General features: G+C 70.6%; 19 protein-coding genes. 10 read left to right on the plus strand and 9 right to left on the minus strand.

What is annotated here, in order from left to right:
* Positions 1–163 precede the first annotated feature (163 nt).
* Positions 164–1,150 carry a heme A synthase gene (locus tag ACIP6W_RS08850; RefSeq protein WP_251159784.1) on the minus strand — a complete coding sequence of 329 codons (987 nt, stop codon included), beginning with the start codon at positions 1,148–1,150 and terminating at the stop codon, positions 164–166.
* 250 nt (positions 1,151–1,400) lie between these two features.
* On the opposite strand from ACIP6W_RS08850, the gene sufB reads away from it, so the two are divergent.
* The 5 genes from sufB to ACIP6W_RS08875 all read left to right on the plus strand — a co-directional run bounded on the left by sufB (position 1,401) and on the right by ACIP6W_RS08875 (position 5,639).
* Positions 1,401–2,819 carry a Fe-S cluster assembly protein SufB gene (gene sufB, locus ACIP6W_RS08855; RefSeq protein ID WP_066654410.1) on the plus strand — a complete coding sequence of 473 codons (1,419 nt, stop codon included), beginning with the start codon at positions 1,401–1,403 and terminating at the stop codon, positions 2,817–2,819.
* On the plus strand, positions 2,820–4,154 hold the full coding sequence (gene sufD, locus ACIP6W_RS08860) for a Fe-S cluster assembly protein SufD (RefSeq protein WP_081984872.1): 1,335 nt from the start codon (positions 2,820–2,822) through the stop codon (positions 4,152–4,154).
* A complete protein-coding gene (locus ACIP6W_RS08865; RefSeq protein WP_081984870.1) occupies positions 4,154–4,480 on the plus strand; it encodes a non-heme iron oxygenase ferredoxin subunit in 327 nt (108 codons plus the stop codon). The genes sufD and ACIP6W_RS08865 overlap by 1 nt, the downstream gene beginning before the upstream one ends.
* Before the next feature lie 62 nt (positions 4,481–4,542).
* Positions 4,543–5,310, plus strand: coding sequence for a Fe-S cluster assembly ATPase SufC (gene sufC / locus ACIP6W_RS08870; RefSeq protein ID WP_400429079.1), 768 nt, complete (start codon positions 4,543–4,545; stop codon positions 5,308–5,310).
* Positions 5,310–5,639, plus strand: a complete 330-nt coding sequence (locus ACIP6W_RS08875) for a metal-sulfur cluster assembly factor (protein WP_022902786.1) — start codon at positions 5,310–5,312, stop codon at positions 5,637–5,639. Before sufC ends, ACIP6W_RS08875 begins: the two co-directional genes overlap by 1 nt.
* Positions 5,640–5,891: 252 nt before the next feature.
* Here ACIP6W_RS08875 and ACIP6W_RS08880 read toward each other — a convergent pair whose 3' ends face one another.
* A complete protein-coding gene (locus ACIP6W_RS08880; protein ID WP_308301845.1) occupies positions 5,892–6,533 on the minus strand; it encodes a biotin transporter BioY in 642 nt (213 codons plus the stop codon).
* Between the two features lie 74 nt (positions 6,534–6,607).
* Here ACIP6W_RS08880 and ACIP6W_RS08885 point away from each other — a divergent pair, with 74 nt between their 5' ends.
* Entirely contained in the window at positions 6,608–8,206 is a 1,599-nt protein-coding gene (locus tag ACIP6W_RS08885; RefSeq protein WP_066654400.1) for an ABC-F family ATP-binding cassette domain-containing protein, read from the plus strand.
* A gap of 134 nt (positions 8,207–8,340) precedes the next feature.
* Here ACIP6W_RS08885 and ACIP6W_RS08890 read toward each other — a convergent pair whose 3' ends face one another.
* From ACIP6W_RS08890 to ACIP6W_RS08900, 3 genes are read right to left on the minus strand one after another with little or no spacing between them, the layout of a single operon-like run.
* Positions 8,341–9,300 (minus strand): SURF1 family protein, encoded by a 960-nt coding sequence (locus ACIP6W_RS08890; RefSeq protein WP_400429081.1) that lies wholly within the window; start codon positions 9,298–9,300, stop codon positions 8,341–8,343.
* Positions 9,297–9,605 (minus strand): hypothetical protein, encoded by a 309-nt coding sequence (locus ACIP6W_RS08895; RefSeq protein WP_400429083.1) that lies wholly within the window; start codon positions 9,603–9,605, stop codon positions 9,297–9,299. The genes ACIP6W_RS08890 and ACIP6W_RS08895 overlap by 4 nt, the downstream gene beginning before the upstream one ends.
* Positions 9,605–10,081, minus strand: a complete 477-nt coding sequence (locus tag ACIP6W_RS08900; RefSeq protein ID WP_251155007.1) for a DUF3099 domain-containing protein — start codon at positions 10,079–10,081, stop codon at positions 9,605–9,607. Before ACIP6W_RS08900 ends, ACIP6W_RS08895 begins: the two co-directional genes overlap by 1 nt.
* 179 nt (positions 10,082–10,260) lie before the next feature.
* Here ACIP6W_RS08900 and fabG point away from each other — a divergent pair, with 179 nt between their 5' ends.
* The gene (gene fabG / locus ACIP6W_RS08905; protein WP_066654398.1) at positions 10,261–10,974 is read left to right on the plus strand and encodes a 3-oxoacyl-ACP reductase FabG; all 714 of its coding nucleotides are present in this window, start codon (positions 10,261–10,263) and stop codon (positions 10,972–10,974) included.
* A gap of 124 nt (positions 10,975–11,098) precedes the next feature.
* Here fabG and serB read toward each other — a convergent pair whose 3' ends face one another.
* Positions 11,099–11,737: a phosphoserine phosphatase SerB gene (gene serB / locus ACIP6W_RS08910; RefSeq protein WP_209682507.1), complete on the minus strand. Its 639-nt coding sequence runs from the start codon at positions 11,735–11,737 to the stop codon at positions 11,099–11,101.
* Positions 11,738–11,885: 148 nt separating this feature from the next.
* Positions 11,886–13,127, minus strand: a complete 1,242-nt coding sequence (glgC, locus tag ACIP6W_RS08915) for a glucose-1-phosphate adenylyltransferase (RefSeq protein ID WP_066654395.1) — start codon at positions 13,125–13,127, stop codon at positions 11,886–11,888.
* 47 nt (positions 13,128–13,174) lie between these two features.
* Between glgC and glgA the strand changes: the two genes are divergently transcribed.
* The 3 genes from glgA (at position 13,175) to ACIP6W_RS08930 (ending at position 15,551) form a co-directional block, all read left to right on the plus strand.
* Positions 13,175–14,374: a glycogen synthase gene (gene glgA / locus ACIP6W_RS08920; RefSeq protein WP_066654393.1), complete on the plus strand. Its 1,200-nt coding sequence runs from the start codon at positions 13,175–13,177 to the stop codon at positions 14,372–14,374.
* 9 nt (positions 14,375–14,383) lie between these two features.
* Positions 14,384–15,166, plus strand: a complete 783-nt coding sequence (locus ACIP6W_RS08925) for an ABC transporter ATP-binding protein (RefSeq protein ID WP_066654391.1) — start codon at positions 14,384–14,386, stop codon at positions 15,164–15,166.
* 136 nt (positions 15,167–15,302) lie between these two features.
* Complete coding sequence (locus tag ACIP6W_RS08930) at positions 15,303–15,551, plus strand: type B 50S ribosomal protein L31 (protein ID WP_022905175.1); 249 nt, start codon at positions 15,303–15,305, stop codon at positions 15,549–15,551.
* A gap of 841 nt (positions 15,552–16,392) precedes the next feature.
* On the opposite strand, the gene ACIP6W_RS08935 is transcribed toward ACIP6W_RS08930, so the two are convergent.
* Positions 16,393–17,091 carry a 3'-5' exonuclease gene (locus tag ACIP6W_RS08935; protein ID WP_066658248.1) on the minus strand — a complete coding sequence of 233 codons (699 nt, stop codon included), beginning with the start codon at positions 17,089–17,091 and terminating at the stop codon, positions 16,393–16,395.
* Between the two features lie 310 nt (positions 17,092–17,401).
* Entirely contained in the window at positions 17,402–19,114 is a 1,713-nt protein-coding gene (treS, locus tag ACIP6W_RS08940) for a maltose alpha-D-glucosyltransferase (RefSeq protein WP_251155510.1), read from the minus strand.
* Positions 19,115–19,302: the final 188 nt, after the last annotated feature.

The raw sequence follows: 19,302 nt of genomic DNA on the forward strand, positions 1-19,302 counted from the left end.
TGCCGGATCCGGAGGCGTCCCGCGTGGTCGGAGGCGTCCTGCGCCGACGCCGGCGTCCTGTGCGTGGTCACGGGACCGGAGCCGTGCGGACGACGACGTCCCACGCGTCGGCGCTCGGGACGGAGGCGACGCGTGGGACGTCGGAGGGTGGCGAACGACCGCGTCAGGCGGTGATGCGCTCCCGCGCGGCCTGGCGACCGGCGCTGCCGCGCGTGCTGAGCACGACGACGGTGACCGCACCGACGAGGAGTCCGGCGAGCACCATGTGGGTCCCCACCAGGCCGACCGGCAGGCCCGTGCGCGCCTGGGTCAGGCCGACGGCGATCTGCACGAACTCGACGACGAGCAGGACGAGGGCCCAGCGGCTCGACAGCCGGAGGACGACCGCGCCGACGACGAGCGCCAGTGTCAGTGCGAACAGCGCGTAGGCCGGGATCGCGTGCAGGTGCTCCATCAGCTGCGGGTCGAACCCGGTGCGGTGCAGACGGCCACCGTCGACCGCCTCACTCGCACCCGCGTGCGGCCCGGAGCCCGTGGTCAGGATGCCGACCAGGACGGTGACGACCACCGCGACGACGGTGCCGCGGACCAGGCCGGTGTACCAGCCCGGGACGAGCCGCACCGCGGTGCGCGGACCGTTCATCGAGCGGTACACGAGCGTCGCCGTCACCGCGACGAGCGTCGTCGACACCACGAAGTGCAGTCCGACGACGAACGGGTTGAGGTTCGTGAGGACGCTGAGGCCGCCGATCACCGCCTGCACCGGGATCGCGATGCCCTGGGCGAAGGCGAGCCAGAAGAGCTCGGGGCGCGTGCGGCGCATGCGGACGACGGCGAGGAACATCGCGACCGCGACCACCACCAGCACGAAGGTGAGCAGACGGTTCCCGAACTCGATCACGCCGTGGATCCCCATCTCCGGGGTCGACACGAGCGACTCGGCGGTGCACTTCGGCCACGTCGGGCAGCCGAGGCCGGACGCTGTCAGGCGGACGAGGCCGCCGGTGCCGATCAGCACCACCTCGACGACGAAGGACGCCCAGGCGAGCCAGATCACGCGGGGGTCGACGGCGCGGGGGAGGGACCACCACCGCGGCGTGCGGGTGCCGGGGCGGACGCCCTGCTCGACGGTGGGTCCGACGCGAGTCACGAGGGTGGTGCCTTCCTGTTGTTCCGTGCGGTGAACCTGTAGGATTCGAGGGTTCAGCAGCAGTCAAGTCTAGGCAGGCGCCGGCTCCGAATGGGCCGTGATCGCCGATCGGTCGGACGACTGCGTGGGACCATCGACGTTGCGAGGCAGCAACGCCGTGGGACTCCTGTCGGAGGTCCGCGGTGGAATGGCGTCCGGACGTCACGGGTTGTCCCGACAGACGCTGCCGCGAGAAGGAAACGAGGAGACCATGTCCGACGTGCTCATCGACCGTCCAGAACTCGAAGGGCTCGGCCAGTACGAGTTCGGCTGGTCCGACTCCGACACGGCCGGCGCGTCCGCGCGCCGTGGTCTGTCGGACGAGGTGGTCAGCGACATCTCCGCCCGGAAGAACGAGCCCGAGTGGATGCACAAGCTCCGCCTCAAGGCGCTGACGCTGTTCGACCGCAAGCCCATGCCGTCGTGGGGTGCCGACCTGTCGGACATCGACTTCGACAACATCAAGTACTTCGTGAAGTCCACCGAGAAGCAGGCCCAGACCTGGGAAGAGCTGCCCGAGGACATCCGCAACACCTACGAGCGCCTCGGCATCCCCGAGGCGGAGCGCCAGCGCCTCGTCGCCGGTGTCGCCGCCCAGTACGAGTCCGAGGTCGTCTACCACCAGATCCGCGAGGACCTGGAGCAGCAGGGCGTCATCTTCATGGACACCGACACGGCGCTCCGCGAGCACCCGGAGTTCTTCGAGGAGTACTTCGGCTCGGTGATCCCGGCCGGCGACAACAAGTTCGCCGCGCTGAACACCGCCGTGTGGTCCGGTGGCTCGTTCGTCTACGTCCCGAAGGGCGTGCACGTCGAGATCCCGCTGCAGGCCTACTTCCGGATCAACACCGAGAACATGGGCCAGTTCGAGCGGACGCTGATCATCGCGGACGAGGACTCCTACGTCCACTACATCGAGGGCTGCACGGCGCCGATCTACAAGTCGGACTCGCTGCACTCCGCCGTGGTCGAGATCATCGTGAAGAAGAACGCCCGCGTGCGCTACACGACGATCCAGAACTGGTCGAGCAACGTCTACAACCTCGTCACCAAGCGCGCGATCGCGCACGAGGGCGCGACGATGGAGTGGATCGACGGCAACATCGGGTCGAAGGTCACGATGAAGTACCCGTCGATCTACCTCGCCGGTGAGCACGCCAAGGGCGAGACCCTGTCCGTCGCGTTCGCCGGTCCGGGCCAGCACCAGGACGCCGGCGCGAAGATGATCCACATGGCGCCGTACACGACGTCGTCGATCGTCTCGAAGTCGATCGCCCGTGGCGGCGGCCGCGCCGGCTACCGCGGTGAGGTCCGCGTCGACCCGGCCGCGCACCACGCCGCGAACACGGTCCGCTGTGACGCGCTGCTCGTCGACACGGTGAGCCGCAGCGACACGTACCCGGCGATCGACATCCGCGTCGACGACGTCCAGCTCGGCCACGAGGCCACGGTCTCCCGCGTGAGCGAGGAGCAGCTGTTCTACCTCATGTCGCGCGGCATGCCGGAGGACGAGGCCATGGCCATGATCGTCCGCGGGTTCATCGAGCCCATCGCCCGCGAGCTCCCGATGGAGTACGCGCTCGAACTCAACAAGCTCATCGAGATGAGCATGGAAGGATCCGTCGGCTAGATGTCGAACACCAGCACCAACCCGACACCCACCGACGGGGCCACCCCCGCACCGCGCATCGACCAGCCGGTCGAGCCCTCGGCCGTCGCACAGGGCCAGCAGGCTCCGTCCGCACGCAGCACGCAGGGCACCGACCAGCACGGTGCCCGCGCGCACTCCGACGGCGGCTGGGACGCGAAGGTCCCGGTCCAGACCCGGTCCGAGCGGCCGCAGTCCGGTGACCTCGACGCGTTCCCGCCGGTGACCGGCCGCGAGGTCAACTGGAAGTTCGCGCCGCTCGCGAAGCTCCAGCCGTTGCTCGAGGGTGGCCTCGACGGCTCCGCCTACCCGTTCCTGGCCCGCCAGACCGAGGGGGCCGACGTCGAGTGGGGTCGCAGCGACGACCCGGTCGTCGGCACCGCCGGCCTGCCCGAGGACCGCGCGGCCGCGGCGGCCTGGACCGCCCGCGACGCGGTGCTGAAGGTCACCGTCAAGGCGACCGAGGCGCACGAGTCGATCTCGATCACCCGCTCGGACTTCGGCACGCAGGCCCGCGCGGCGCACACGGTCATCACGGCCGAGCAGCACGCCCAGGGCATCGTCGTCATCGACAACCGCGGGTCGGCGCTCCTCAGCGAGAACGTCGAGATCGTCGTCCGTGACGGCGCACGGCTCACGGTGGTCAGCCTGCAGGACTGGGACGACGACGCGGTGCACGTGTCGACGCAGTTCGCCGAGGTCGGTCGCGACGCCTTCCTCAAGCACGTCGTGGTCTCGCTCGGCGGCGACGTCGTCCGCGTGAACCCCTCGACGCACCTCGGGGCGCAGGGTGCGGACACCGAGATGTACGGCGTGTACTTCGCCGACGCCGGGCAGTACATCGAGCAGCAGGTGTACGTGAACCACGACGCCCCGAACACCCGTGGCCGCGTCAACTACAAGGGCGCACTGCAGGGCGAGGGTGCGCACACGGTCTGGATCGGCGACGTGCTGATCGGGCGCGCCGGCGACGGCACCGACTCGTACGAGCAGAACCGCAACCTGGTGCTCACCGACGGCACGCGCGCGGACAGCATCCCGAACCTCGAGATCGAGACGGGCAACATCGAGGGGGCCGGGCACGCCAGTGCGACCGGTCGCTTCGACGACGAGCAGCTCTTCTACCTGCAGGCCCGTGGCATCCCCGAGGAGGAAGCCCGGCGCCTCGTCGTGCTCGGCTTCCTGGTCGAGGTCATCCAGAAGATCGGCGCGCCCGAGCTCGAGGAGCGCCTGATCGCCGCGGTCGAGCAGGAGCTCGCCGACGGCCGGACCGCGGTCGCCGCTGCGGAGCCCGAGGCCGAGCAGGCGGACGCCTGATGGCCGAGAAGGTCTGCGCCGAGTCGGAGATCGCCGTCGACAGCCCGATGCGCGTCGTCGTGGACGGCACCGCCGTGGCGATCGTGAAGGACTCGGCCGGGGCCGTGCACGCGATCGGCGACACCTGCACGCACGGGGACATCTCCCTGGCCGAGGGCTTCGTCGAGGGCGACACACTCGAGTGCTGGGCCCACGGGTCGCGCTTCTCGCTGGCCACCGGCAAGCCGCAGAACTTCCCGGCGTACGAGCCGGTGCCGGTCTTCCGGGTCGAGGTCCGTGACGGCGACGTCTACGTCGACGTGCACGACCCGGTCCCCGTCGACTGAGCGACACCACCACTCTTCCCGCGCGGCTGACGCCGCACAGCAGCTGTAACCGAAGGAACGCAATGTCCACTCTCGAAATCCGCGACCTGCAGGTCTCGATCGACACCGACCAGGGCACCAAGGAGATCCTGAAGGGCGTCGACCTCACCATCAACGAGGGCGGGATCCACGCGATCATGGGGCCGAACGGCTCCGGCAAGTCCACCCTGGCCTACACGATCGCCGGTCACCCGCGCTACAACGTCACCGGCGGCTCGATCACGCTCGACGGCGAGGACGTCCTCGCGATGAGCGTCGACGAGCGCGCCCGCGCCGGCATGTTCCTCGCGATGCAGTACCCGGTCGAGATCCCCGGCGTCACGGTGTCGAACTTCCTCCGTACCGCGAAGACCGCGATCGACGGCGAGGCCCCCGCACTCCGCGGGTGGGTCAAGGACCTGCGCCAGTCGATGGCCGACCTCAAGATGGACTCGTCGTTCGCCGAGCGCAACGTCAACGAGGGCTTCTCCGGCGGCGAGAAGAAGCGCCACGAGATCATGCAGCTCGAGCTCCTCAAGCCGAAGTTTGCCGTGCTCGACGAGACCGACTCCGGACTCGACGTCGACGCGCTGAAGATCGTGTCCGAGGGCGTCAACCGCGCGAAGGCAGCGACCGGCCTCGGCGTCCTGCTGATCACGCACTACACGCGCATCCTCCGCTACATCAAGCCGGACTTCGTCCACGTGTTCGTCGCGGGCAAGGTCGCCGAGCAGGGTGGTCCGGAGCTGGCCGAGCGCCTCGAGAACGAGGGCTACGACCGCTACGTGCAGGCTGCAGCGGCGGGCAACTGATGATCACCGCACTCTCCCCGGAGAAGTTCGACGAGGTCGTCGAGGGCCTCAAGGAGGTCCAGGACCCGGAGCTCGGCGTCAACATCGTCGACCTCGGCCTCATCTACGACCTCGCGATGGACGACGAGGCGAACGCCCTCGTGATCAGCATGACGCTGACGAGCGCGGGCTGCCCGCTGACCGACGTCATCGAGGGCGACACCGCCAACGCGCTCGACGGCATCGTCGACGCGTTCCGCATCAACTGGGTGTGGATGCCGCCGTGGGGTCCGGAGCGGATCACCGACGACGGACGCGAGATGATGCGCGCGCTCGGCTTCTCGATCTAGCCGCCACGACACACGGACGGGAGGCGCGGTGCCAGCTGGCACCGCGCCTCCCGTCCGTCGTCGGTGCGGTGCGCCCGCCACGCCGAGTGCGCACGATGCGTCACGTTCGACCGGTCCCCGCGACGCAGATCGCCCGCCCGGCGATCGTCGCGCGGCGTGTCGTGCTCGCTCGCGGCGGGAGACAGCAGCCCGGGTCGGAACAGCGACGGGCCCCGCACCAGCAGGTGCGGGGCCCGTCATCGTGCGGGTGCGTCAGCGGCGGCCGACCAGCTTCCACGCCAGAGGCAGGACACCGGCGGCGATGAGGGCCTTGGCGACGCCACCGACGATGAACGGGTAGAGGCCGGCGGCGAGCACCGACTGGAGGTCGTTGGGCGCACCGAGCTGACCGAGCACCACCGCGAGCCAGGGCAGGCCCGTGACGAAGGGGACGGCGGTCGCCAGGAGCATCGCGACCGTGGCACGCCCGACCTTCCGGTCCCAGTTCCGGCGGGCGAGCCAGCCGACCAGGCCGGCGGCCGGCACGAAGCCGATGACGTAGCCGAAGCTCGGCGATGCCAGGGCTGCGAGGCCACCGGAGAACTCGGCGAAGAACGGTGCGCCCGCGAGGCCCGCGACGGCGTAGACGAGCAGCGACAGCATGCCGCGTCGGGCGCCGAGCGTGGCGCCGACGAGCACGACGGCCAGGGTCTGCCCGGTGATCGGGACCGGCCACATCGGCACCTGGAGCTGTGCCATCGCGGCGGTGAACAGCGCGCCGCCGGCGACCAGGGCGGCGTCGGTGGCGAGCCCCGAGGTGCGAAGACGGTCGGCGAGGACTGCGCGGCGAGCGAACCCGGTGGCGTTCGTCATGGATTCTCCTAGAATGGACTGCTGGTCCCGTTCGAGGACCATCGGTCCCGTCAGCGTAGCGGTGCACCTCCCGCACACGTCGTTGTGCACATCACCAACTGATTGGACGTCCTCCTGTGCTTGCCGTGCACGACCTCGAGATCCGCGTAGGCGCTCGCCTCCTCATGGAGCACGTGTCCTTCCGCGTCGAGAAGGGTGACAAGATCGGGCTCGTCGGGCGCAACGGCGCCGGCAAGACCACGATGACGAAGGCCCTCGCCGGCGAGTCGCAGCCGACCGACGGCAAGATCGAGCGCTCGGGGGAGATCGGCTACCTGCCGCAGGACCCGCGCTCGGGCAACCCCGAGGACACCGCGCGCAAGCGCATCCTCGACGCCCGTGGTCTCGGCGAGCTCGTCGAGGGCATCCGTCAGGCGACGCTCGACATGGCGAGCGACGACGCCGACGTGGCCGAGAAGGCCATGCGGCGGTACAGCCGACTCGACGACCAGTTCAACGCGCTCGGCGGGTACGCCGCCGAGGCGGAAGCGGCGTCGATCGCATCGAACCTCAAGCTGCCGGACCGCATCCTCGACCAGCAGCTGAAGACCCTGTCGGGTGGCCAGCGCCGGCGCATCGAACTCGCCCGCATCCTGTTCTCGGACGCCGAGACGATGATCCTCGACGAGCCGACGAACCACCTCGACGCCGACTCCGTGGTGTGGCTCCGCGAGCACCTGAAGACCTACCCCGGCGGCGTCATCATCATCTCCCACGACGTGGAGCTGGTGGACGAGGTCGTCAACCGCGTCTTCTACCTCGACGCGAACCGTCAGACCATCGACGTCTACAACATGGGGTGGAAGCTCTACCAGCGGCAGCGCGTGGCCGACGAGGAGCGCCGCCGCAAGGAGCGTGCCGGCGCCGAGAAGAAGGCCGCGACCCTGAAGGACCAGGCCGCCCGCTTCGGCGCGAAGGCGTCGAAGGCTGCCGCTGCGCACCAGATGGTCGCGCGCGCGGACAAGCTGCTCGCCGGACTGGAGGACGAGCGCGTCGCCGACCGCGTCGCGAAGATCCGCTTCCCCACGCCGGCACCGTGCGGTCGCACTCCGCTGATGGCCGAGGGGCTGTCGAAGTCGTACGGCTCGCTCGAGATCTTCGCCGGGGTGGACCTGGCGATCGACCGTGGGTCGCGCGTGGTCATCCTCGGGTTCAACGGTGCGGGCAAGACGACGCTGCTCCGGATCCTGGCCGGTGCGGACCGACCGGACACGGGCGAGATCCTGCCCGGGCACGGCCTGCGGATCGGGTACTACGCGCAGGAGCACGAGAACATCGACGTGAACCGCACGGTGATCGAGAACATGGTGTCGGCGTCGACGGACCTCAACGAGACCGAGGCCCGTCGTGTGCTCGGTTCGTTCCTGTTCACCGGCGACGACGGCTACAAGAAGGCCGGCGTCCTGTCCGGTGGTGAGAAGACCCGGCTGTCGCTCGCGATGATCGTCGTGTCGGGCGCGAACGTGCTGCTGCTCGACGAGCCCACGAACAACCTCGACCCGGCTTCGCGCGAGGAGATCCTCAACGCGCTGGCCGGCTTCGAGGGCGCCGTGGTGCTCGTGTCGCACGACGCCGGTGCAGTCGACGCGCTCAACCCCGAGCGGGTGCTGCTGCTGCCGGACGGTACCGAGGACCACTGGAACAAGGACTACGCGGAGCTCATCGAGCTGGCGTAGCGACCCCCTGACGGACGGGCGCGCACCGCTCGACGGCAACGCGGAGCGTTGCGCGGGGCGCGCCGACCGAGCCTGCGAGGGAGGACGGTGCCGGCCGGCACCGCGCCTCCCGTCCGTCCCGGGGTCGCGATCCGTCAGCGGTGCGCGCCGAGCAGCTCGTCCTCGACCTCGTCGTCGGACCTCGGCTTGGCGTCCTTCCGCCGCTGCCGTTCGAGGGCGCGCTCGCGCTCCTCGGGGTCGTCCTGGTTGAGGTTCCGGTACTCCTGCACCATCACGTAGGCCAGGAAGCCGAAGCCTCCGGCGGCGAAGAGGAACCACTGGATGAAGTAGCTGAGGTGCAGACCGGTGTCCGCGGACGGACGGTCCCACCCGAGGGGCCGGGCCTCCGCAGGAGCGGGGGATTCGGAGGCGAGCTGGCCGTACGCGCCCGTCCAGATCGGTGCGTCCACCTTGCCAGCGACGTCGGCGAGCGTCACCGACTGCACCTGGTCGGTGTGCGACGGGTCGGTGCGGCCGGGGATGCGCGGCTCGCTTTGCTGCAGGCGCGCGATCACCGTCACCTGCCAGCTCGGCGGAGCGGGGACGCTGTCCGGCGCGTCCTGCCGGTTGCCGGTCGGGACCCATCCGCGGTCGACGACGAACGCGCGACCGTCGGCGGTGACGAGCGGCGTGAGGACCTCGAACCCGGGCTGGCCGTTGTGCACGCGGTTGCGGACGAGGAGCTGGTCGTCGACGTCGTACCGACCGGTGACCTCGACCCGGAGCCACTGCTGGTCGTCGGTCCACGACGAGGCCCGGGGGAGCGCCTGGTCGAGCGGCACGGGCGTGTGGTCGTAGTTCTGCGCGATCTGCTCGTTCTGCCGGACGGCCTCGTTGCGCCGGTCCCACTGCCACATCCCGAAGAGCGTGCAGATGATCGCGAAGGCCACGGCGATCGCGAAGTACCCGAGCCAGCGGCGGCTCCGGACGAACCGCCAGCCGACCGTCGGGCCGTCGGTGGTGTCCGCGTGGACGGACTCGGGAGCGGCATCGCGCTGGAGCTTCGCCGCGTGCTTCCGGCCGTAGCGGGCGCTGGGGTCGAACTCGTCCGTCATCGTCCGGTGCCGCTGGAGCGCACCCCGACGTCGTTCTTCGGGGCGTCCTCCCGCGCACGGACGTCGTCGAGTCTGTCGACGTCCTCGTGCATCCCGGTCACCCGGACCGGGAACGAGCGGGAGCGCAGGTAGTCGGCGAGGAAGTCGCAGTGCTCCTCGCAGGCCGCCCAGATCTTCACGCGGTCGACGGCGTGGATGCGCGGGTTCCGCCAGTTGATCCGCCACTCGGCGGTGTTCGTGCAGCCGGCCCGGGAGCAGACCGGTGTCGCGCCGGGCTCCGTGAAGAGGTCGAACGTCGCCCCCATCAGCGGCGCGTCCGGGACTTCGCGGACCACACACGGGAGCGGTCGCCGTTCCGCTGCCACTCCTCCTGCGCGTGCTGGGCCTGCTCGCGGAGGCGTTCCTGCTCGGCACGGTAGGCCTCGGCCCGGGCGTCCTCCTGCTGCTCGCGGAGGCGGGGGTCGACGGCGTCGTAGAGCTCGATGGCTCCGGCCGGGGCGACGATGTCGCTCTCGGCGTGGTTGCCGGCGTTTGCGAGGATGACCGCGACCCACGGGATGACCGCGGCGAGGACGATCGGGATGACCGCGAGCCAGGTGTGCCAGGTCGTCCACACGAGGACGGCGCCGATGAAGCACACCACGCGCACGGCCATCTGCCAGACGTACTTGGACAGGCGGTGCGCCCGGTCCAGCTCGGGGGAGTCCGGCAGGGACGTGATGCTCTGCGTGGACCCGGAGTGGGTGTGCGTCGCGTGGAACCGGCGCTGCGTCGACTTCATACGGTGTTCTTCCATTCGCCAGGGTCAAGCCTAAGCCCGGACCACCGACAGTTGCCCCGCCGCGCGGGGGACAGCTGCGGGGAACGGCTCCGGTACGCTCGTCCGGGCGTGTCCAGCGGCCCACGGCTCGGCCGTCAGGTCGGCGGACACCGCGTCACCACCACTCGAACGGAGCGATCATGACCACCCCCCGTACCGTCCTCATCACCGGCGGCAACCGCGGCATCGGGCACGCCCTCGCAGCGCGTTTCGTCGCCGCCGGGCACCGGGTCGCCGTGACCTCCCGCAGCGGCCAGGGCGGACCCGAGGGGGCGCTCACCGTCGCCGCGGACATCACCGACTCCGCCTCGGTCGACGCGGCCTTCACGCAGGTCGAGGCCGAGCTCGGGCCGATCGAGGTCCTCGTCGCCAACGCGGGCATCACGAACGACCAGCTCCTGCTCCGCATGTCCGAGGAGGACTTCACGAGCGTCGTCGACACGAACCTGACCGGCACGTTCCGGGTCGTCAAGCGCGCGACCAAGGGGATGATGAAGGCGAAGTTCGGCCGCATCGTGCTCATGTCGAGCGTCGTGGGCGCCTACGGACAGGTCGGTCAGGTCAACTACGCCTCGTCCAAGGCTGCCCTGGTCGGCATGGCGCGCTCGATCACGCGCGAGCTCGGGTCGCGCGGCATCACGGCCAACGTCGTCGCGCCGGGGTTCATCCAGACCGACATGACCGCAGCCCTGCCCGAGGAGCTGCAGGCCGAGTTCAAGAAGCAGATCCCGGCGGCGCGCTACGGCACGGTCGACGACGTCGCCGACGCCACGCTCTTCCTGGCGAGCGACGGTGCCGGGTACGTCTCGGGTGCGGTGATCCCGGTCGACGGCGGTCTCGGGATGGGTCACTAGCCCCGGACACCGACCGGCGGCCCGCTCGGACCGTCCTCGAGACTCGGCATGGCGGACACGTTCGCGACGTGGAGTCCGCGAACGTGTCCGCGGAGGCGAGACTCGGCTCCGCGGCGCGTGTGGCTCAGCCCCGCAGGCCCAGCGTCGCGAGCACCGCGGACAGGTCGCGGTCGACGACCGCCACGTCCGCCCGCTCGCGCACCAGCGGCTTCGCGTCGAAGGCCACGCCCAGGGCGGCGACACCCATCATGACCAGGTCGTTGGCGCCGTCGCCGACCGCGACCGTGCGCGACAGCGGGACGTCGTCCGCCCCGGCCCACGCACGCAGGGTCTCGGCCTTCGCCTCGGCGTCGACGACGTCACCGAGCACCCGACCGGAGAGCACGCCGTCGACCACCTCGAGACGGTTCGCCCGGCAGTGGTCGAGGCCGAGGCGCGCGGCGAAGGGGTCGAGCACCTCGTGGAAGCCGCCGGACACGACGCCGACCGTGCCGCCTGCGGCGTGGACGCCCCGGACGAGCTCCTCGGCTCCGCGCGTGACGCGGACCGCCTGCTGTGCGCGCGTGCAGACGTCGGCCTGGAGGCCCGCCAGGGTCGCGACCCGCTCCCGCAGGCTCTCGGCGAAGTCGATCTCGCCGCGCATGGCGCGCTCCGTCACCGCCTGCACCTGTGGCCGGGTCCCGGCGTGGTCGGCGAGCAGTTCGATGACCTCGTCCTCGAGCAGCGTGGAGTCGGCATCGAGGACGACGAGGAAGCGTGGCACGGACCAACGGTACCGACAGCTGGAGGCGCGGCCGACGTCTGTGACGTCAGCCGCGCCTCCTGGCCGGGTGGTGGGTGCGGTCAGGCCTCGACGCGGACGCCCTTGCCGACGTCGGTAGGTGCAGCCCGGACTCGGCGACCGTCCCGGACTAGGCCTCGACGCGGACGCCCTTGCCGACGACCGTGATGCCGGACTCCGTGACGGTGAAGCCGCGGGCCTCGTCGGTCTCGCGGTCGACGCCGACCTGCGCACCGGGCGCGATGACCACGTCCTTGTCGAGGATCGCGCGGTTCACGACCGAACCGGCGCCGATGGACGCCCGTTCGAACACGATGGAGTCGAGGACCTTCGCGCCCGAGTCGATCCCGCACCACGGACCGATGACGCTGCGCTCCACCTGGGCGCCGGAGAGCAGGCACCCGAGCGCCACGATCGAGTCGACCGTCGAGCCGGTGTTGCCGTTCGCGTCACGGACGAACTTCGCCGGCGGCAGGTTCGTCTGCTGGTTGAAGATCGGCCAGTCCTGGTTGTACAGGTTGAAGACCGGGACCGGCGCGATGAGGTCCATGTGGGCGTCGAAGAACGAGTCGATCGTCCCCACGTCGCGCCAGTAGTACCGGTCGCGGTCGTTCGAGCCGGGCACGTCGTTGCGCTGCAGGTCGTAGACGCCGGCGTCGCCGCGGGCCACGAAGTCGGGGACGATGTCGCCGCCCATGTCGTGCTTGCTCGACTCGATCTGGCCGTCGCGGAGCACCGCGTCGACGAGGGCGTCGGCGTTGAACACGTAGTTGCCCATCGACGCGAGGATCTCGTCCGGCGAGTCGGCCAGGCCGACGGCGTCCTTCGGCTTCTCGAGGAACGCGTCGATCTTGGTCGGGTCGTCCTGGTCCACCTGGATGACGCCGAACTGGTCCGCGAGGCCGATCGGCTGCCGGATCGCCGCGACCGTGGCACTGCGGCCGGAGGCGATGTGCGCCTCGATCATCTGGTGGAAGTCCATCCGGTAGACGTGGTCCGCACCGACCACGACCACGATGTCCGGGCGCTCGTCGCGGAGCAGGTTGAGGGACTGCAGGATCGCGTCCGCCGAGCCGGCGAACCACCGCTTGCCGAGTCGCTGCTGCGCCGGCACCGACGCGACGTAGGACCCGAGGAGCCCCTCCATGCGCCAGGTCTCGGCCACGTGACGGTCGAGGCTGTGCGACTTGTACTGGGTCAGGACGACGATCTTCTGCAACCCGGAGTTCACGAGGTTGGAGAGCGCGAAGTCGATGAGACGGAAGTTGCCGCCGAACGGGACGGCGGGCTTCGCGCGATCGGCCGTGAGCGGCATGAGCCGCTTGCCCTCGCCGCCGGCGAGGACGATGCCGAATACCTTCTTTGGTGCCATGTGGTTCACAGTAGGCGTCCGGACGGCGAACCCGTTACGTTGAGTGCGTGCGAGTCGATCTACTGACCAGGGAGTATCCGCCGGAGGTCTACGGCGGAGCGGGTGTCCACGTGGCCGAGCTCACGGCTGCGCTGCGGTCGGGGACGGACACGGACGTCCGGGTGCGCGCCTTCGGGGCGTTCCGCGACGAGGAGGGCGTGTGGGCGTACCGCACGCCCGAGGGCCTCGAGGACGCGAACGGCGCGCTCCAGGCGCTCGGTACCGACGTCCGCATCGCCGCCGACGTCGCGGGCGCCGACCTGGTGCACTCCCACACCTGGTACGCCAACGCCGCGGGGCGCATCGCGCAGCTCACCCACGGCATCCCGCACGTGGTCACGGCCCACAGCCTCGAGCCGCTGCGCCCGTGGAAGGCCGAGCAGCTCGGGGGCGGCTACCGCCTGTCGAGCTGGATGGAACGTGAGGCGTTCGAGCAGGCCGACGGCGTGATCGCGGTCTCGAAGGCCATGCGGGCGGACATCCTGCGCTCCTACCCGTCCATCGACCCGGCGAAGGTCCACGTCGTCTACAACGGCATCGACATCGACGAGTGGAAGCCGACCGTCGACGAGGACGCCGTGCGCGCGCTCGGCATCGACCCGTCGCGCCGCTCGGTCGTGTTCGTCGGCCGGATCACCCGGCAGAAGGGCCTGCCGTACCTGCTCCGCGCGGTGGCGTCGCTGCCGTCGGACGTGCAGATCGTGCTGTGCGCGGGCGCTCCGGACACGCCGGAGATCATGGCCGAGGTGACCGGACTCGTCGAGTCCCTGCGCGCGGAGCGCGACGGTGTGGTCTGGATCGACCGGATGCTCTCCCACCAGGAGGTCGTGAACGTCCTGTCGTCGGGGACCGTGTTCGTCTGCCCGTCGATCTACGAGCCGCTCGGCATCGTCAACCTCGAGGCCATGGCCTGTGGCATCCCCGTGGTCGGCACGCGCACGGGCGGCATCCCCGAGGTCGTCGCCGACGGGCTGACCGGGCGCATCGTCCCGATCGACCAGGCGCAGGACGGCACCGGCACGCCGAACGACCCGGACCGCTTCGTGGCTGACCTCGCCCGGACGCTGGACGAGGTCCTGGCCGACGAGGGGCTCGCCAAGCTCATGGGACGCGCAGGACGCCTCCGCGTCGAGAGCGAGTTCACGTGGGACGCGATCGCGCACCGCACGCGGCAGGTCTACGACGAGGTGCTCGCCCGGAAGCCGTAGGCTGGAGCCATGCCCTCGGTCGTGCGCTTGTCAGACGTCTCCGTGGTCCGCAACGGGGCCACCATCCTCGACGGGATCTCGTGGGAGGTGCAGGACGACGAACGCTGGGTGGTGCTCGGTGCCAACGGCGCCGGCAAGACCACGCTGCTGCAGGTGGCCGGTGCCCAGACGTTCCCGACGTCGGGCAGTGTCGAGGTGCTCGGCACCGAGCTCGGCGGCGCGGACCTGTTCGAGCTGCGTCCGCGCATCGGCTTCGCGTCGACCGCCCTCGCCCGCCGGATCCCGGTGACCGAGAAGGTCGTCGACGTCGTGCTCACCGCCGCGTACTCGGTCACCGGTCGCTGGAACGAGGAGTACGAGGAGCTCGACGTCCGCCGCGCCCAGCGGGTGCTCGACGAGTGGGGCCTCGGTGACTTCACCGACCGCACGTTCGGTGAGCTGAGCGACGGCGAGCAGAAGCGCGTGCAGATCGCGCGCGCCGTGATGACCGATCCCGAGGTGCTGTTCCTCGACGAGCCGGCTGCGTCGCTCGACCTCGGTGCGCGCGAGAGCCTGGTGCGCACGCTCGGCGGCTACGCGCAGAGCAGCGACTCGCCGGCGATCGTCATCGTCACCCACCACGTGGAGGAGATCCCCGAGGGCTTCACACACGCCCTCGTGCTCGCCGACGGTGGGATCCAGGCAGCCGGCCCCATCGACGAGGTCCTGACGGCTCCCACGCTGTCCCAGGCCTTCGGCGTGGAGCTGACCGTGTCGAAGGACGCCGGTCGGTACACGGCGCGCGCGGCCTGACGCTCCCGATCCTGCCCGTCGTCTGGTAACGTGGACGGCTGGCGCACGCCGCAGAATTCCCGCGCGGGGGTCCCGATCGAGTCCGCTCGAACCGGCCGTCCGCGTACCTCCCACCATCTCCAACCGAGGAATCTCCATGAAGACCGACACCCACCCCGAGTACAACGCCATCGTCTTCCGCGACCTGGCCTCCGGTGAGACGTTCCTGACGCGTTCGACCGCGACCAGCGACAAGACCATCGAGCTCGACGGTGCGACCTACCCGGTCATCGACGTCGAGATCTCGTCGGCGTCGCACCCGTTCTACACGGGCAAGCAGCGCATCCTCGACTCGGCCGGTCGCGTCGAGAAGTTCAACCAGCGCTTCAAGGGCTTCAGCAAGTAAGTCCGCGTTTGCGCTCGGACGGGCGGTCCTCCTTCGGGAGGGCCGCCCGTTCTGCGTTGCCCGGTCGGTGGTGCCGGGGTGGGGCGTCGGGTCCGGGCACGGTGCGCTGTGGTCGGTGAGAACGCGAGACGCGCCCTGCTGCGGATGCTGCACTCCGGTGCAACGGGGCGCAGCGTCCGGGACGTGGCGCGACGGCGCACGGGCGGCGCGGGCGCGGGCGCGGCGCGGGCGCGGCGTTCGAGCATGCGCGCACGGCGGCGTCGTCGTACTGTCGCGCCATGGCGCGTGGTGCTCGCGCGCAACCTGGAACACGTCGCGCCGGACGATCACGTGGTTCGAGGTGCGTCCGGCTGTGCGCGTACTGCGGGCGCGAGCCGCGGTCACGGCCGGGAGGCTCGGTGTGGGACCGCCGGGAACGCTCGCCGGTCGAGGTGGCAGCGTCGCGCCCCCCAACGGCCCGGCAGTGCACCGTGCGACGTAGCCGCGGTGCGCGGTGGGCGGTGCGCGGTGGACGGTGCGCTGCGCACGGGTCGTGATGCGCGGGCCGTGGTGCGCGATGCCCGCGCACCACGAAGAGCACGTCGCACCACGAGGTTCCACGGCGCGACGTGCTTCCGGTTCTGCGGGACCGCAGCGGGTGCCCGACGCCGGCGCCCGACGCTGGCCGGGAGCGCCGATGCGCGGCACCGCTGGCAGGGCGGCTCAGCGGCGGCTGAGCGTCAGCGCAGCGACAGCGGCCCAGCGGCTCAGCGCCGGCGCGGCAACGCCGGCTCAGCGGCAGCGCGGCGGCAGCGGCTCAGTGGCGGCACGGCGACGGCACCGCGGCGACCGTGCCGCGGCGCTACGAGCCGTTGCGGTGCGGCCAGCGACCGTCGGCGGTGAACGAGGGGTCGCGCTTCTTCCGCATGTAGTCCTGGAACGAGGTGGCCTGCTCGGCACACCAGCCGACCTGCTTGCGGTGCAGCTCCTCGGCGGAGACACCGAGCTCCTCCGGGTACTTCGCCGCGATGGCCTGCGCGACACGCCCGGCAGCGATCGCGTCCGCGGCGGCGTCGTGGGCGTCGGACAACGTCACGCCGTAGAGCTCGGACGCTGCCTCGAGCGTGCGCTTGCCCTTGCGGTAGGTGTCGAGCGCCTTGTCCATCACGAGCGGGTCGACGACGTTGCCGATGACGGGGGAGGCGATGCCGTGCCGTCGGGCCTCGCGGTCGAGCACCGTCAGGTCGTACGGAGCGTTGTAGATCACGAGCGGGATGCCGCGCGCGAACACGGCCTCGACCGCTGCCACGATCTCGGCGACGACCTCGCCGGCCGGGCGCCCCTCGGCCTGGGCGCGCTCGGTCGTGTAGCCGTGCACGGCGGCAGCGCCCTCGGGGATCGCGATCCCGGGATCGGCGATCCAGGCACCCTCCGCGATGGAGCGTCCGGTCATGTCGATCAGGCCGACGTGCGCCGTGACGATGCGGGCGGTCTCGACGTCGACGCCGGTGGTCTCGAGGTCGAACACGCCGAGCGCGTGCCACCAGGGACGACCGCTCAGGTCCTGCACGGCCGGGGCGGCGGGTGCGGGCGTGTCGAGCGCTGCTGGGGAGTACGTCACGGCACGAGGCTAACGGGACGGTCCGACACGCTCCACGCGACCCGCCTGGCGGACACGCCGCGACCCGCCCGCGTCCTGGTCGACGAGCGCGGCCCGTGCGCCCCGGTCGATGCGCCCGACGCGGCGACGAGCCGGTGGTGAGCCACCCGGCGGGGGCGAGTCGAGCCTCCAGGCCGGCAGCGCCTCCCCGACGGACGGTCGCCCTCTGACGGACGGTCGCCCCCGACCGACGGCCGCCCGCCGACGCTCGCTACACGCCGACCGGCGCGCCCACGTGCAGCCAGTAGAACGACTGCGTCCCCATGGTGAGGGTGACGTTGCCGTCCTCGTCGAACGCGGGGAACGACCCGCCGCCGAACAGGTCGTACAGCGGCCGTCCGGCGAACTCCGGCGCCGAGATCGTCACCGACGTCGGGTTGGTGGCGAAGGAGAACACGCAGAGGACGTCCTCGGCGGACGGGCCGAACTGCTGCCCGGACCCCTCCCACGACCGGACGAACGCGAGCACCGAGTCGTTGGTGGTGTCCTGTACGTGCAGCGAGCCCAGGCCGAAGACCGGGTGCGCCTTGCGGACGTGGATGACGTTGCGGACCCAGTGCAGCAGGGAGCGGGACTGGGCGAGCTGCGCCTCGACGTTGACCTGCGCGTAGTTGTAGACGAGCGACTGCACGACCGGCAGGTACAGCTTGCCCGGGTCGGCGGTCGAGAAGCCCGCGTTGCGGTCCGGGGTCCACTGCATCGGCGTGCGCGAGGAGTCGCGGTCCGGCAGCCAGATGTTGTCGCCCATGCCGATCTCGTCCCCGTAGTACAGGAACGGCGACCCGGGCAGCGAGAACAGCAGGGCGTGGATGAGCTCGAGCTCGGCCCGTGAGTTGTCGAGCAGGGGAGCGAGACGACGACGGATGCCGATGTTCGACCGCATGCGTGGGTCGTAGCCGTACCAGCCGTACATCGCCTGGCGGTACTCCTCGCTGACCATCTCGAGCGTGAGCTCGTCGTGGTTGCGGAGGAACACCCCCCAGGCGGCCTTCTCGGGGACGTCGAGGGTCTCGGACAGGATCGCCTTGAGCTCGGCGGCGTGCTGCGCGCGGAGCGAGTAGAAGATGCGCGGCATCACCGGGAAGTCGAACGCCATGTGGCACTCCGGCTCCTCGTCGGTGCCGAAGAACGCGGCGGTCTCACGCGGCCACTGGTTCGCCTCGGCGAGCAGGACACGCCCGGGGTACTCGTCGTCGACCATGGCCCGGAGCTTCTTGATGAACTCGTGGGTCTCCGGCTCGCCCTCGCCGTTGCCCTCCTCGGACTCGAAGAGGTAGGGGATGGCGTCGAGCCGCAGCCCGTCCACACCGAGGTCGAGCCAGTGCCGCACGACGTCGTAGACGGCCTCGACCACGGCCGGGTTCTCGAAGTTGAGGTCGGGCTGGTGCGAGAAGAACCGGTGGAAGAAGAACTGCCGGCGGACCGGGTCGAAGGTCCAGTTCGACTCCTCGGTGTCCACGAAGATGATGCGGATGTTCTCGTAGTGCTCGTCGGTGTCACGCCACACGTAGAAGTCGCCGTAGGGGCCGTCCGGGTCCTCGCGGGACTGCTGGAACCACTCGTGCTGGTCGGAGGTGTGGTTGATCACCATGTCGATGACGATGCGCATGTTCCGCTCGTGCGACTTCGTGACGAGCTCGCGGAAGTCGTCGAGCGTGCCGAACTCGGGCAGGATCGCCCGGTAGTCGGAGATGTCGTACCCGCCGTCGCGCATCGGCGACTGGAAGAACGGCGGCAGCCAGATGGCGTCGACGCCGAGCCACTGCAGGTAGTCGAGCTTGCCGATGACGCCCTGGATGTCCCCGATGCCGTCGCCGTTCGAGTCGACGAACGAGCGGATCATGCACTCGTAGAAGACCGAGCGCTTGTACCACTGCGGGTCCAGGGTCAGGCCGGGCAGCTGGATCGGGGCCGTGAAGGTCAAGCGTGCTCCTCGTCGTCGGCGGGCCGGCGGCGTGGCCCGACCACGGCCACAGTAGGCGCGTGCTGCTGCTGCTGTCCGCGGGTCGCCGTGACGACCGCGTCACGTGGCCGGACGGGAGGCGCGACACCCCTCCACAGCGTCCCTCCCGTCCGTCGTCCTCCACAGCGGGGCGCGGGGCGCACCCCGCC

It is taken from the genome of Curtobacterium sp. NPDC088465 (assembly GCF_044753165.1).
Lineage (GTDB): Bacteria > Actinomycetota > Actinomycetes > Actinomycetales > Microbacteriaceae > Curtobacterium.

Bases quoted from the DNA above. Each gene is read 5' to 3' on its own strand.
- sufB (WP_066654410.1), top strand. From the start codon at position 1,401: ATGTCCGACGTGCTCATCGACCGTCCAGAACTCGAAGGGCTCGGCCAG.
- sufD (WP_081984872.1), top strand. From the start codon at position 2,820: ATGTCGAACACCAGCACCAACCCGACACCCACCGACGGGGCCACCCCC.
- ACIP6W_RS08865 (WP_081984870.1), top strand. From the start codon at position 4,154: ATGGCCGAGAAGGTCTGCGCCGAGTCGGAGATCGCCGTCGACAGCCCG.
- sufC (WP_400429079.1), top strand. From the start codon at position 4,543: ATGTCCACTCTCGAAATCCGCGACCTGCAGGTCTCGATCGACACCGAC.
- ACIP6W_RS08875 (WP_022902786.1), top strand. From the start codon at position 5,310: ATGATCACCGCACTCTCCCCGGAGAAGTTCGACGAGGTCGTCGAGGGC.
- ACIP6W_RS08880 (WP_308301845.1), bottom strand. From the start codon at position 6,533: ATGGTCCTCGAACGGGACCAGCAGTCCATTCTAGGAGAATCCATGACG.
- ACIP6W_RS08890 (WP_400429081.1), bottom strand. From the start codon at position 9,300: ATGACGGACGAGTTCGACCCCAGCGCCCGCTACGGCCGGAAGCACGCG.
- ACIP6W_RS08895 (WP_400429083.1), bottom strand. From the start codon at position 9,605: ATGGGGGCGACGTTCGACCTCTTCACGGAGCCCGGCGCGACACCGGTC.
- ACIP6W_RS08900 (WP_251155007.1), bottom strand. From the start codon at position 10,081: ATGAAGTCGACGCAGCGCCGGTTCCACGCGACGCACACCCACTCCGGG.
- fabG (WP_066654398.1), top strand. From the start codon at position 10,261: ATGACCACCCCCCGTACCGTCCTCATCACCGGCGGCAACCGCGGCATC.
- glgC (WP_066654395.1), bottom strand. From the start codon at position 13,127: ATGGCACCAAAGAAGGTATTCGGCATCGTCCTCGCCGGCGGCGAGGGC.
- ACIP6W_RS08925 (WP_066654391.1), top strand. From the start codon at position 14,384: ATGCCCTCGGTCGTGCGCTTGTCAGACGTCTCCGTGGTCCGCAACGGG.
- ACIP6W_RS08930 (WP_022905175.1), top strand. From the start codon at position 15,303: ATGAAGACCGACACCCACCCCGAGTACAACGCCATCGTCTTCCGCGAC.